This is a genomic window from Janthinobacterium sp. FT14W (assembly GCF_009208755.1).
In the GTDB taxonomy this organism is placed as follows: Bacteria; Pseudomonadota; Gammaproteobacteria; order Burkholderiales; family Burkholderiaceae_D; genus Janthinobacterium; species Janthinobacterium violaceinigrum.
The window spans coordinates 1-12,782 of the sequence record NZ_WFLL01000080.1; the positions used below are offsets into that span (position 1 = coordinate 1).

General features: G+C 66.4%; 12 protein-coding genes. 11 read left to right on the top strand and 1 reads right to left on the bottom strand.

From position 1 onward, the window contains the following. The 8 genes from GCN74_RS27410 to GCN74_RS27445 form a co-directional block, all read left to right on the top strand. Positions 1-719, top strand: a 719-nt coding sequence (locus GCN74_RS27410; RefSeq protein ID WP_193317293.1) for a FecR domain-containing protein, incomplete at its 5' end; no start/stop codon positions are given. A gap of 112 nt (positions 720-831) precedes the next feature. Then, a complete protein-coding gene (locus GCN74_RS27415; protein WP_193317294.1) occupies positions 832-3,030 on the top strand; it encodes a TonB-dependent siderophore receptor in 2,199 nt (732 codons plus the stop codon). A gap of 110 nt (positions 3,031-3,140) precedes the next feature. After that, positions 3,141-3,422 (top strand): hypothetical protein, encoded by a 282-nt coding sequence (locus GCN74_RS27420; protein ID WP_152259590.1) that lies wholly within the window; start codon positions 3,141-3,143, stop codon positions 3,420-3,422. Next, positions 3,419-5,122, top strand: a complete 1,704-nt coding sequence (locus tag GCN74_RS27425) for a PepSY-associated TM helix domain-containing protein (protein ID WP_193317295.1) — start codon at positions 3,419-3,421, stop codon at positions 5,120-5,122. The genes GCN74_RS27420 and GCN74_RS27425 overlap by 4 nt, the downstream gene beginning before the upstream one ends. Then, positions 5,119-5,460, top strand: coding sequence for a DUF3325 domain-containing protein (locus tag GCN74_RS27430; RefSeq protein ID WP_152259591.1), 342 nt, complete (start codon positions 5,119-5,121; stop codon positions 5,458-5,460). Before GCN74_RS27425 ends, GCN74_RS27430 begins: the two co-directional genes overlap by 4 nt. Positions 5,461-5,551: 91 nt before the next feature. After that, entirely contained in the window at positions 5,552-6,739 is a 1,188-nt protein-coding gene (locus tag GCN74_RS27435) for an efflux RND transporter periplasmic adaptor subunit (protein WP_152259592.1), read from the top strand. A 5-nt stretch (positions 6,740-6,744) separates the two neighbouring features. Further along, positions 6,745-8,736, top strand: coding sequence for a MacB family efflux pump subunit (locus GCN74_RS27440; RefSeq protein WP_152259593.1), 1,992 nt, complete (start codon positions 6,745-6,747; stop codon positions 8,734-8,736). Positions 8,737-8,895: 159 nt separating this feature from the next. Next, on the top strand, positions 8,896-9,879 hold the full coding sequence (locus tag GCN74_RS27445) for an ABC transporter substrate-binding protein (RefSeq protein WP_152259594.1): 984 nt from the start codon (positions 8,896-8,898) through the stop codon (positions 9,877-9,879). A gap of 66 nt (positions 9,880-9,945) precedes the next feature. On the opposite strand, the gene GCN74_RS27450 is transcribed toward GCN74_RS27445, so the two are convergent. Beyond that, positions 9,946-10,554, bottom strand: coding sequence for a hypothetical protein (locus GCN74_RS27450; RefSeq protein WP_152259595.1), 609 nt, complete (start codon positions 10,552-10,554; stop codon positions 9,946-9,948). A 256-nt stretch (positions 10,555-10,810) separates the two neighbouring features. Here GCN74_RS27450 and GCN74_RS27455 point away from each other — a divergent pair, with 256 nt between their 5' ends. The 3 genes from GCN74_RS27455 to GCN74_RS27465 form a co-directional block, all read left to right on the top strand. Continuing rightward, positions 10,811-11,614 carry an inner membrane protein YpjD gene (locus tag GCN74_RS27455; protein ID WP_152259596.1) on the top strand — a complete coding sequence of 268 codons (804 nt, stop codon included), beginning with the start codon at positions 10,811-10,813 and terminating at the stop codon, positions 11,612-11,614. Then, positions 11,611-11,874 carry a PP0621 family protein gene (locus GCN74_RS27460; protein WP_152259597.1) on the top strand — a complete coding sequence of 88 codons (264 nt, stop codon included), beginning with the start codon at positions 11,611-11,613 and terminating at the stop codon, positions 11,872-11,874. The genes GCN74_RS27455 and GCN74_RS27460 overlap by 4 nt, the downstream gene beginning before the upstream one ends. A 114-nt stretch (positions 11,875-11,988) precedes the next feature. Continuing rightward, the coding region (locus tag GCN74_RS27465; protein WP_152259598.1) for a sigma 54-interacting transcriptional regulator at positions 11,989-12,782 on the top strand (794 nt) is incomplete at its 3' end.

A 12,782-nucleotide genomic window follows, 5' to 3' on the forward strand; every position in this document is an offset into this window, starting at 1 on the left:
TGCTGGCGTGGCTGGGCGTGGCGGCTGGCGGCGGCCTGCTGGCCGCGCAGACGGATGCCTGGCAGGGCGCGCGCGCCCTGCGCGCCGACTACCGCACGGCCACGGGCGAGCGGCGCGAGGTGGTGCTGGACGATGGCAGCGTGCTCAATCTGAATACGGGATCGGCCGTGAACGTGCGCTTCGACGGCGAGCGCCGCCTGATCGAACTGCTGGCCGGCGAAATCCTCGTCGTCAGCGGCCGGGGCGCCGGCAGCGCCGCGCCGCTGGAAGTGGCCACGCGCGAAGGCCTGGTGCGCGCGCTGGGCACGCGCTTTGCCGTGCGCCAGCAGGAGGGCTACAGCACCGTGGACGTGTTTGAAAGCGCCGTTGAAATCCGTCCCCGCGACGGCGGCGGCACGCCCCTGCTGCTGGCGGCCGGGCGCGGCGTGGCCTTTTCCCGCCATGCGCCGGACGCGCCGCACGCCATCGATGCGTATGCCGATGCCTGGTCGCGCGGACAGTTGATCGTCGACGACGTGACCCTGGGCGATTTCCTGGCCGACCTGGCCCGCTACCGCCCCGGCGTGATCGACTGCGCGCCGGCAGTGGCGCAGCTGCGCCTGTCGGGCGTGTTCCCGCTGGCCGACACGCAGCGCATCCTGAACATGCTGCCCCATTCGCTGCCGGTGCAGGTGCGCAGCCGCACGCGCTATTGGGTGACGGTCGAACCGGCGCCATAGCACGCTGCGCAAAAAATATCGGCCATCCGGCTGCCCGTTTTTCGTTCTCGCGGCACCTACAGAGTAGGGCGCCTGTTTTTAGCGTCTCATGACGCCATTTTTCAGGATTTTCATGCAACAGGTTACACATATTGTCAATTTCGCATCACTCCGTCCTCAGCGGCATCCGCTGGCGCTGGCCGTGACGGCCTTGTGCCTGGCCGCCGGCACCCAGGCGCTGGCGCAGCAGGCGCCAGCCGCCCCTGCCGCCGAGCAAACCATGGGCGGCGTGTCCGTCACGGCGGGACGCGATACGGCGACGGAAGGCAGCGGCTCCTACACGACGGGCGTGAGCAATACGGCAACCAAACTGAATCTGTCGCTGCGCGAGACGCCGCAGTCGGTCAGCGTGCTGACGCGCCAGCAGATCGACGACCTGGGCATCACCACCCTGGACGACGCCGTGCAGTCGATCACGGGCCTGGTCATGCAGAAGGGTAACTTTACGGGCGATTCGGGCAGTTTCAGCGCACGGGGATTTCCAATTGATAACATCCTGTTCGATGGCTTGCCCACCAGCCTGGGCGCGAATGGCACCTTCAATGGCGACAATGACGACCTGGCCATCTATGACCGCATCGAGGTGGTGCGCGGCGCCACGGGCTTGACGACGGGCAGCGGCACGCCCGGCGCGGCCATCAACCTGGTGCGCAAGCGCCCGACGGCCATGCCGCAGGCATCATTCTCGGCCAGTATCGGCAGCTGGAGCAACTACCGGCTGGAAGCCGATGCGGCCAATGCGCTCAACGAGGCGAAGACCCTGCGCGGGCGCATCGTCGCGACGCTGCAGGACAAGCGGGACTACGTCGATGTGCTGCATGGCCGCAATCACCAGCTGTACGGCATCATCGAAGCGGACCTGCGTCCCGACATCGCCCTGACCGTGGGCGCGCATTACCGCAAGACCGATAACGACGGCGTCACGACGGGCGTGGTCACGGCCGCCGACGGCAGCTTCCTGAACCTGCCCCGCTCCACCTACCTGGGCACGGACTTCGACGGCTGGCGCCAGACCGATCAAACCATCTTCGCCGAACTGGAACACCGCTTCGGCAACGGCTGGAAGGCCAGGCTGGCGGCCACGCGCAAGACGCGGGAGATCGACACGACGTTTTCCGGCATCAGCCGCCGCGGCGACACCCTGCGCTTCAATTCGCAAAGCTACCGCGCCGAAGTGGCCAATACCAGCTATGACGCGTATGCCGGCGGCAGCTACAGCCTGTTCGGCCGCCAGCACGAGCTGACGGTGGGCGCCAGCCACCGCCGCGCGTCGAAAAACAGCTATGGCGGCTGGGCGCCGTACAGCTGGAAAGAGAGCGCGCCCGTGATCGATCCCTACCACTGGGATGCGGGCAGCGTGGCGCGCCCCGCCATCGATTACGCGCAGTGGCGCACGGCCAGCATCACCGAGCAAAGCGGCGTGTATGCGGGCACGCGCCTGCGCCTGGCCGATCCGCTGTCGCTGGTGCTGGGCGGGCGCCTGAGCTGGTACAAGGACGACGCGGGCTACTCGGTGGCGCGCGAATTCACGCCGTATGCCGGCGTCGTGTATGACCTCGACAAGCAGCATTCCGTGTACGCCAGCTGGACCGAAATCTTCCAGCCGCAGGCGGCCACGGACGCCAAGGCGCGGCCCTTGAAGCCGATCAGCGGCACCAACTATGAAACGGGCGTGAAGGGCGAATACTTTGGCGGCGCGCTCAATGCCAGCGCGGCCGTGTTCCAGATCCGCCAGCAAAACCGCGGCGTGGACGACCTGGCCGGCCCGAATCCCTGCCCCGGCAGCACCTGGGGCTATTGCCAGCGCGCGTCGGGCGAAGTGCGCAGCGAAGGCGTGGAACTGGACGTGGCGGGCGCGCTGACGCCGGACTGGCAGCTGTCGGCCGGCTATACCTATGTGAAGGCGCATTTTGCGCGCGACAGCGATCCGGCCAATATCGGCAAGGATTTCAACAGCCGCTATCCGCGCCAGCAGCTCAAGCTGGTCACCAGCTACCACCTGTCGGGCGCGGCGCAGGGCTGGCGCGTCGGCGCCTCGGTGTACGGGCAGGGCGCGACCGAGTCGAGCGACGGTACCTACCATCTGCGCCAGGGCCGCTATGCGATCGTGGGCTTGAACGCGGCCTGGCAGGTCGACAGCCGCGCCGAGCTGCACCTGAACGTCAACAACGCGCTCGACAAGCACTATTACCAGAGCATCTATTCCGATGTCTTCGGCAACCTGCCCGGTGCGCAGCGCAACCTGATGCTGACCTTGAATTACAAGCTGTAACTTATTGAATTTACATTATCTATCTTGATGAAGGATGCATGGCTTATGGAAGTGCAGTTGAATCTGGCCCGCGATGGCGTGAACCAGCGCAGGGCAGCGGGAGCGCCGCGATGATGAAATCGGCCAACATGATGTTGTTCTCGCGCGTGCTCGCCGCCGTCCTTGGCGGCTATGCGCTCACGTCCGGCGTGGCCGTGCTGCTGTCGGCCGTGCTGCCGCTGTCGCGCGCCGAAGCCGTGCTGACGGCCACCCTGAGCGCGTTTGTCGTCTACACCTGCGCCGTGATCTGGGTCTTTGCCGTGCAGGACCTGCGCCGCGCCTGGCTCGGCATGCTGCTGCCGGCCATCGTCTGCGGCGGCATCGGCATGCTGCTGTCGCGAGGTGCCGCATGAACGCCGTCAAGGTAGACAAGGTGGCCAAGACGCCGCAGCAGGGCGGCCTGCGCCAGGCCATGGCCTGGCTGCATACGTGGAGCGGACTGTGGATTTCCTGGCTGCTGTTCGCCATCTTCCTGACCGGTTCCCTGGCCGTCTTCGACGATCCGATCGGCCACTGGATGACGCCCGAACACGCTTTGGCCGAGGCGGCGCATGCGAACGATCCGCCGCTGCCCAAGGTCACGGACCGCGCGCACCGCCTGGAACTGGCGCTCGACTTCATGGCCAAGGAGCACCCGAAGGCGGACATGTGGGAAATCTGGCCCGTGCAGCGCCCCGGCCACGGCTTGTCCGCCTACTGGTTCCAGCCCGGCGGCGGCTATGGCTCGGCGGACCTCGACCCGCTGACGGGCGCCGTCATCGAGCATGCGCGCGAGGCGACGGAGCGCGAAACCATCGGCGGCCACCATTTCGTCGATTTCCACTACGAGCTGCATGCGGGACGCATCGGCGTATGGATCGTCGGCATCACCACCATGATCATGCTGGTGGCGCTGGTGAGCGGCGTCATCACGCACAAGCGCATCTTCAAGGACTTCTTCACCTTTCGCCCGGCCAAGGGCCAGCGTTCGTGGCTCGACGCGCATAACGCGGTGGCCGTGCTGACCTTGCCGTTCCAGTTCATGATCGCCTATACGGGCCTGGCGTTCTACAGCGACGACTATGTGCCGGCGCCCGTGGTGGCGCAATACGGCGCGGACCATGGCAAGCAAGCCTTCCTGAGCGACTGGAACGACTCGGGCAAACCCGCGCGCATGGGCCAGCCGCTGGCCATTCCATCGCTGGAACCGTTCGCCCTGCGCGCCGAACAGGCCATCGGCCAGGAAATCCGCGCCGTGGTGCTGGACAACCCGAACGACGTCTCCATGCGCGTATGCATGTATGGCTGGAATGAAGAGACGGAGACGCTGCAGCGCATCAGCGCCAACACGGGCATGGCCTGCTATGCGCTGGCCACGGGCGAGCAGATCGCCGTGCGCGCGCCGGGCGAGTCGAACACGGGCGGCGCGGGCCTGACGCGCGTCGTCATGTCGAACCTGCACATGGCCGGCTTCGGCGGCACGCCCATGCGCTGGCTGTACTTCCTCTGCGGCCTGGCCGGCACGGCCATGATGGGCACGGGCGCGATCCTGTTCATGGTCAAGCGCCGCCAGCGCGCGGGCGGCGAGTTCGGCGCCTGCACGCAGCGCGTGTACCGCGTCATCGAATGCCTGAACGTGGCGGCCATTGCAGGCCTGGCGATTGCCTGCGCCGGCTTCCTGTGGGCGAACCGCCTGATCCCCGTCGGCATCGAGCACCGCGCCGGCTGGGAAGTGCGCGCCTTCTTCGGCGTGTGGTTCGTGATGCTCGTGCATGCCTGCCTGCGCGGGGAAAAACGCGCCTGGATCGAACAATTGTGTGTGCTGGCCGCCCTGTGCCTGCTGCTGCCCGTGCTGAACGTGCTGAGCACGGGCGACAACCTGGCGGCGCAGATCGCGCGCGGCGACTGGGAAAGCGCGGGCGTGGAACTGGCCAGCATGGCCTTTGGCCTGCTGGCCGCCTGGGGTGCGTGGAAAGTCCACCAGCGCAAGGAAAAACCGCTGAAGAAGGCCGCCGGCAAGGAAAGCCCGGCGCCATCGGCCAGCCTGCAAATCAATACGGAAGGACAGTCATGATCAATACCATCCTGTGCGCGCTGGGCCTGGCGTATGCGGGCATGGCCAGCCTGTCGCTGGCGATGGACCGCCATCACGGCCAGGTATGGGGGCGCGACGCGGCGCCGAACGTGCGGCGCGCGCTGCAACTGGCGGGCACCATCCTGCTGGCGCTGGCCATCTGGCCCTGCGTGGCCGGCTGGAGCGCCACCGTCGGCGTGGTCGCCTGGCTGGGATTCCTGTCGGCCGGCGCGCTGCTGGTGGCCCTGCTGCTGCCGTATGCCCCCCGCTTGCTGTTTCGTAGTTCCCTGCTGGCAGCCGTCGCCGCGCTGGCAGGGCTTGTGATGTTCCTGCGGTGAAGTACACCGCCATTTTCAAGGATAGACCGATGCACTTTTCACGTTTGGCGACACCGTTTTATTTTACCTGCAACCGCAAGGCGGCTTCCTGATGGCGGCCCGCCTGCCTTCCCGCCGCGCCCGCATCCTGGGCGGCGCGGTCTTGCTGGCGCTGTTCGGCGCCGGTGCATTGTGGGCCACGCGGGGCCCGGCCACCGTGTTCGACACGGTGCCCGTCAAGCGCGGCAATATCGAGGCCAGCGTCACGGCCATCGGCACCCTGCAGCCGCAGACCTATGTCGACGTGGGCGCGCAGGTGTCGGGCCAGATCACGCGCCTGCACGTGCAGCCTGGCAGCGCCGTGGAAAAAGGCCAGCTGCTGGCCGAGATCGACCCCAGCGTGCAGCAAGCCACGGTCGATGCGGGCCGCGCCGCCCTGGCGGGATTGCGCGCGCAGCTGGCCGACCAGCAGGCGCAGCACCGCCTGGCGGGCCAGCAGCACGGGCGCCAGAAGCAGATGGCGAAGTTCGACTCCACGCCGCTGGCCGACCTGGAAACGGCCGAAGCCACCCTGGCCTCGGCCGGTGCCAAGATCGACCACCTGAAGGCGCAGATCGACCAGACCCAGGCCAGCCTGAAGGCGGACGAGGCGCGCCTGGGCTATACGCGCATCTACGCGCCCATGGCCGGCAAGGTGGTGGGCCTGGACGCGAAGGAAGGGCAGACCCTGAACGCGACGTACCAGACGCCGAACATCCTGCGCATCGCCGACCTGTCGGCCATGACGGTGTGGACGGAAGTGTCGGAAGCGGACGTGCGCCGCGTGCGCCCGGACATGCCCGTGTACTTCACCACCCTGGGCGGCGACCAGCGGCGCTGGAGCGGCAAGGTGCGGCAGGTGCTGCCGGCGCCGCCGGTGCCCGGCGGTTCTGCCGCCGGCACGGCACTGGCGCCGTCGACCAGCAAGGTGATTCTGTATACAGTGCTGTTCGACGTGGATAACGCCGATGGCGAACTGATGCCGCAGATGACGGCGCAAGTGGTGTTTGTCACGGCCGCGGCAAACAATGTGCTGGCCGTGCCCTTGCCGGCCCTGAAGCCGTCCACCGGGGAAGGCGCGAAGCCGGGGCAGTTCACGGCCCGCGTGATGGATGCCGATGGCAAGGTCGATACGCGCGCCGTCACCGTGGGCGTGCGCAACCGCCTCAGCGCGGAAGTGCTGCAAGGCTTGCGCGAAGGCGAATTGCTGGTCACGGGCGAACAGCCGGCCGGCAGCGGCAGCAGCAGGTTCCAGTTATGAGTGCCATGAGCGAGGCCGTGTCGCTGGGACCGGCGGGGCAGCCGGAGCAGCCGCCCCTGATCCAGTTGCAGGGCATCCGCAAGCGCTACGGCGGCCATGACGGCGCGCCGGCCGTGGAAGTGCTGCGCGGCCTGACCCTGTCCATCGGCGCCGGCGAATTCGTCGCCATCGTGGGCGCGTCCGGTTCCGGCAAATCGACCCTGATGCACCTGCTGGGCTGCCTGGACCGGCCCAGCGACGGCACCTACCGCTTCGCGGGCCAGGACGTGGCCAGCCTGAACCCCGATGAACTGGCGTGGCTGCGGCGCGAAGCGTTCGGCTTCGTCTTCCAGGGCTACCATTTGATCGCCACCGAATCGGCGCGCGAAAACGTGGAAGTGCCGGCCCTGTACGCAGGCATGCCGGCCAGCGCCCGCCACGCCCGCTCCGAAGCGCTGCTCAAGCGCCTGGGTCTGGGCGAGCGGCTCGACCACCGGCCGAACCAGTTGTCCGGCGGGCAGCAGCAGCGCGTGTCGATTGCGCGCGCCCTGATGAACGGCGGGCGCATCATCCTCGCGGATGAACCGACGGGAGCGCTCGACAGCAGCAGCGGCGCCGAAGTCATGGCCCTGCTGGGCGAGCTGGCCGATGCGGGCCACACCATCATCCTCATTACGCATGACCGCAAGGTGGCGGCCCAGGCGCGCCGCGTGATCGAGATCCGCGACGGCGAAATCATCGAAGACTCGGGCGCCGTCGCCATTGCCGCCACGTCGACGGCCCTGCCGCCGCTGGACATGTTGCGCGCCGCCCATGACACGGGCGCCTCGCTGGGCACGGAATTGCTGGACGCGGCGCGCGCCGCCTGGCGCGTGCTGTGGATCAACCGTTTCCGCACGGGCTTGACCCTGCTGGGCATCATCATCGGCGTCGCGTCCGTGATCGTCATGCTGGCCATCGGCCTGGGCACGCGCCAGCAGGTGATGGCCCAATTGGGGGCGTTCGGCTCGAACCTGCTGTACATGGCGTCGCGCGGCGAAAGCTCGCGCATCCCCGGACGCAGCATCACCCTGGCCGACCTGGATGCACTGAAGGATGTGCCGGGCATTTCCCACGTGCTGCCGAATGTCACCGGCAACAAGGTGATACGCCACGGTAACCTCGACGTGCAGACGTATGTGCGGGGCACGGGGCCGGCCTTGCCGCAGATCCAGACCTGGCCCGTGGCCAAGGGCGGCTTCTTTACCGAGGAAGACGAGCGCGAGATGGCCACCGTGGCCGTGCTGGGCGCGCACCTGGCGGAAAAGCTGATGCCCGACGTGCCCAACCCCGTTGGGCAGAGCATCCTGATCGGCAACGTGCCGTTCCAGGTGATCGGCGTGATGAGCGCGAAGGGCGCGCTGACGGGCGAGAAGGATGAAGACGACGTGCTGCTGCTGCCGTTTTCCACGGCCGGCATCCGCGTCTTCGGCCAGCGCGAGCCGACGTACACGGTGATGGCGGTGGACGACGTCAAGCGCGTGACGGAGGTGGAGGCGGCGGTCGACGCCACCATGTTCGAGCGCCACCGCATCCGCGACTACGGCATCAGCAACGCGGCCGCGTCGATTGCCGCCGAAGCGAAGACGCAGGACAACATGACCATGATGCTCAGCCTGATTGCCGCCGTCTCCCTGGTGGTGGGCGGCATCGGCGTCATGAACGTGATGCTGATGACGGTGCGCGAGCGCACGCGCGAGATCGGCATCCGCATGGCGACGGGCGCGCGCCGGCGCGACATCCTGCGCCAGTTCCTCACCGAAGCCGTGCTGGTGTCGGTGGTGGGCGGCGTGGCCGGCATCGTTGCCGGCGTGACGGTGGCGGCCCTGCTGCTGGTGTGGAATGTGCCGGTGATCTTTTCGCTGAGCGCCGTCGGCGGCGCGTTCGCCTGCGCCGTGGTGACGGGGCTGGTGTTTGGCTTCATGCCGGCGCGCAAGGCATCGGGACTCGACCCCGTGGTGGCGCTGGCGGGACAGTAGCTGCCGGCGCCGGTGCCGGCCCTTGCCGCCTCCGGGCAAGGGCCGGCCGCCGGCAAAAAAATGTTGCCCTGGCTCTAACACGCGGTACTATCTCCCCATAATAAAAAAGCCGTGTCTTATGCCCTGGCGGGCACATACCAACCACCACAGGAGAACCCGATGCAGAAAAAAACCACCTTGAAGACCGGTATCGCCGCCGCCCTCGTGCTGGCGTTCGGCATGGGCGCCGCCCAGGCGCAGGAAGTCGTGCGCCTGGGGAATTTGAAATTCGCCCATTACGGCGCCGTGTCGTACATCAAGGAAATTGCGCCCAAGTGCGGCATCAAGGTCGAAGAGCATGTCTTTGCCAAGGGCCTCGACGTGATGCAGGCGATTATCGCCGGCGAGCTGGACGTGGGAGCGACGGCGTCCGAGGCGGCCATTTCCGGCCGCGCCGGCGGTGCGCCCATCTATGTGGTGGCCGGTTTTGCCAAGGGCGGCGCGCGCCTGGTGGCGGGGGCGGGACAAAAGATTGCCAGCGTCAAGGAGCTCAAGGGCAAGCGCGTGGGCGTGACGCGGGGCGGCATCCAGGAAGTGCTGCTGCTGGCCGAGCTGGCGCAGGCGGGCCTGACGTATTCCGAAACCAAGGGCAAGGATGTGCAACTGGTGTTCCTCGCCTACGCCGACTTGAACCAGGCGCTGATGGGCAAGAATATCGACGCCATGATGCAGTCGGAGCCGCAATCGTCGCAGGCGATCAACAAAGGTTTCGGCACCGAAGTCATCAAACCGTACGACACGCCGATCGGCGAACCCGTGCGTACCATGGTGATGACGGAAAAATTCTACAAGGAACGCCGTCCCGTGGCGGAAAAATTCATGCGCTGCTTCGTGGAGGCGACGAAAACCTTTATTGACAGCAAGGCGATGGCGGAAAAGTATGTGCGCGAAGTGGTGTTCCGCGGCCAGATCACGAAGGACGATTTCGACGACGCGATCAGCAATTCGCCATATTCGTTTGACATCTCGCCCGAGCATATCCAGGTGACCACCGATGTGATGGTGAAGACGGGCGTGGGCCGCATGAGCAAGCCGCCCGTGGCCAGGGACTGGGTCAAGACGGACTTGCTGGAGCAGGCGAAAAAGAGCCTGAATGTGAAGTAAATCAGCCAAACCATGAAAAAACCTCCGCCCGGCGATGGTGCGGAGGTTTTCTTATGCCGGGCGGCCTTAGCGGGCGTTAAAGCCCATCCAGCCCTTTTCCGTCTGCCGGAAGCTCAGCGTGTAGATGCGCGTCAGTTCATCGCCTTTCTTCAGCTGGCGGTTGATGATGGCGCCGTAATTGTCCAGCACGATCTGGTCCGCCCACTGCAGCAGGTTCTCGAAGCGCTCGGCCGTCATCGCCGCCTGACGGGCCAGCAGCGGCGCGGGAATCGCCTTCTTTTCCTGCTCCTGTGCCCAGAATGCGCGGAAAGCCTTGTTTTCGCCGCCCATGCCGCGCGCCATCAGGCCCAGGCCCATGGTCATGCCGGCGGAACTGTCCGTCTTTGCCTGCGCTTCGAGCTTGTCGGCCACGTCGGCCAGCAATTCCAGGTAACCCACCTTGGCGCGCAGGATGGCGGAGCCCTTGATGTCGTATTGTTGTTCGTTCTCTTTCCAGCCGTTCAGCTTTTCCAGCTTGGCGATGTCGAAGTAATCCTTGTACAGATCGTAGTTCTGGATAGACGTACGGAAATACTCCTCGTAAGTGGACTGGGAAGGCGCATCTTTCATGCAGCCGCTCAGCAAGGTGCAGGCGGCAAGCAGGAGGCAGGTCCAGGACAATTTTGGAAAAGACATGGTGGCGGTGGCGTAAGGGTGGATAAATGTTGCTATGTGGACATAATTATAGGACTGGCTAATCAGGATGGCAACGTGGCTGCGGCGCGGTAAAGCGGTGCCGGCGGAAAGATTGCCGAAATCTTGAGGGGGCGCCACCCCGTCGCGCCTCAGGCGCGATATCATGGCAGGCTTGCAGCATGGGCTGGCGGCGGAATGCCTGTCTCCCGGGCTGTCGCTTGAATCGCGCTTGTCGGCTATGGTGTAAACTTAAACTATGCAGATCTATTTCTTTTTCCTCGCCGCCCTGTTGTACGCGGCGTGCGCGGTGCTTCCCTCGTCCCGTGCCCGGCTCATTGCCGGCCTGACCGGCATCGCCTGGCTGGCGCATGCCGCCACCCTGTGGTTCGACCTGATGGCGCCGGGCACCTTGCGTTTCGGTTTTTCCGCCATGCTGTCGGCCGCGTTGTGGGTCTCGGTGGGCGCCTACTGGATAGAGAACCGCAATTTCAGCCTGGACGGACTGCGCCGCATGGTCATGCCCAGCGCCGTCATCGCCCTCGGCCTGGCCTGGGCCTTTCCTGGCAGCCAGGTCAACATGGAAGGCAAGTCCGCCGTCTTCGGCTGGCATATCGCCGTGGCCGTGCTTGCCTACAGCACCTTGACGATTGCCGCCTTCCACGCCGTGCTGATGGCGCTGCAGGAATCGCGTCTGCATACGCGCAGCGAAAGCCGCGGCTTCATCGGCAGCGCGCTCGATCAGCTGCCGGCCCTGCTGACGATGGAAAAACTGCTGTTCCGCATGATCGGCCTGGGTTTCATCCTGCTCAGCCTGACCGTACTGTCGGGCATCGTCTTTTCCGAGCAATTATTTGGCAAGGCGCTCAACTGGGACCACAAATCCGTGTTTACCATGCTGTCGTGGCTGTTGTTTGCCGCCCTGCTGGCAGGCCGCCGTTTTCGCGGCTGGCGCGGCAAGACGGCCCTGAGCTTTACCCTGGCCGGTTTCGCCACCTTGTTGCTGGCCTATGTCGGCAGCCGTTTTGTACTGGAAGTGGTTTTACACCGAGGATTCGCATGACACGTGTTTTATTCTGGCTGGCGCTGGTGTTCCTGGTGCTGTTTGCTATCCGTAGCAAGATCCGCGGCATGCAGCAGCGCGCCCGCGCGCAGCAGCAACAGCAGCGGCCGAACCCGTTTACGCCGCCGGGCCGGCCGCAGGAATTGCCCGATGCCGAGCTGATGCTGTGCTGCGCCCACTGCGGCGTGTACTATCCGGCTTCCGAAAACGTGCAGGCCAAGGGCCACGATTACTGCAGCCACGCGCACGCCACGCTGTAAGGGCAGGCCCGCGCCCCGTTGCTCATCCGTATCGTAAGGTCCTCCGGCAGCAGTCCGGCGTAGCATCTGCAGCAGGCGGTTCGCCACCGCCATTGCAGAAAGGCGCGTTTCCCCATGTCCAGCCCCCGCCCGCATACCGTGACCGCCGCCGGCATGGCGCCGGCGCCGCAACTGAGCGGCAACTCGCTGCCCATGCAGGCGCTGCGCGCGCAGATCGGCCGCATCGCCCGCTGTGGCGCGCCCGTGGCCATCCGCGGCGAATCGGGCACGGGCAAGGAACTGGCGGCGCGCGCCATCCATGCGCAGGGCGCGCGCGCAGGCTTCCCGTTTATTGCGGTCAACTGCGGCGCCATTCCCGAAGCGCTGATGGAAGCCGAATTCTTCGGCTGCCGGCCCGGCGCCTATACGGGCGCGCGGCACGAGCGCCAGGGATTGTTCCAGGCGGCCCACGGCGGCAGCCTGCTGCTCGACGAAGTCGACGATCTGCCGCTGGCCATGCAGGTGAAGCTGTTGCGCGTGCTGCAGGAGCGCCGCGTGCGCAAGCTGGGCGGGAGTGCCGACGAAGCCGTCGACGTGCGCATCCTGTGCGCCAGCCAGCATGGCCTGGCGCGCGGCGTGGCCGCAGGCACGTTTCGCCAGGATCTGTTTTACCGCCTCAACGTGATCGAGCTGGCGCTGCCGCCGCTGCGCGAGCGGCGCGGCGATCTGCAGGTATTATGTGAGGTAATCCTCGCGCGCCTGGCCCCGGGCCAGGCCGTGAGCCTGGCGCCGCCCGTGCTGGCGGCGCTGGCCGCGTATGCGTTTCCCGGCAATGTGCGCGAGCTGGAAAACGTGCTGGAGCGGGCGCTGGCCTTTGCCGACGGCGGCGTGATCGCGCTCGACGGGCTGGCCTTGCCGTCCGCGGCGGG

Bases quoted from the DNA above. Each gene is read 5' to 3' on its own strand.
- GCN74_RS27455 (WP_152259596.1), top strand. From the start codon at position 10,811: ATGCAGATCTATTTCTTTTTCCTCGCCGCCCTGTTGTACGCGGCGTGC.
- GCN74_RS27460 (WP_152259597.1), top strand. From the start codon at position 11,611: ATGACACGTGTTTTATTCTGGCTGGCGCTGGTGTTCCTGGTGCTGTTT.
- GCN74_RS27430 (WP_152259591.1), top strand. From the start codon at position 5,119: ATGATCAATACCATCCTGTGCGCGCTGGGCCTGGCGTATGCGGGCATG.
- GCN74_RS27425 (WP_193317295.1), top strand. From the start codon at position 3,419: ATGAACGCCGTCAAGGTAGACAAGGTGGCCAAGACGCCGCAGCAGGGC.
- GCN74_RS27445 (WP_152259594.1), top strand. From the start codon at position 8,896: ATGCAGAAAAAAACCACCTTGAAGACCGGTATCGCCGCCGCCCTCGTG.
- GCN74_RS27450 (WP_152259595.1), bottom strand. From the start codon at position 10,554: ATGTCTTTTCCAAAATTGTCCTGGACCTGCCTCCTGCTTGCCGCCTGC.
- GCN74_RS27435 (WP_152259592.1), top strand. From the start codon at position 5,552: ATGGCGGCCCGCCTGCCTTCCCGCCGCGCCCGCATCCTGGGCGGCGCG.
- GCN74_RS27415 (WP_193317294.1), top strand. From the start codon at position 832: ATGCAACAGGTTACACATATTGTCAATTTCGCATCACTCCGTCCTCAG.
- GCN74_RS27440 (WP_152259593.1), top strand. From the start codon at position 6,745: ATGAGCGAGGCCGTGTCGCTGGGACCGGCGGGGCAGCCGGAGCAGCCG.
- GCN74_RS27420 (WP_152259590.1), top strand. From the start codon at position 3,141: ATGATGAAATCGGCCAACATGATGTTGTTCTCGCGCGTGCTCGCCGCC.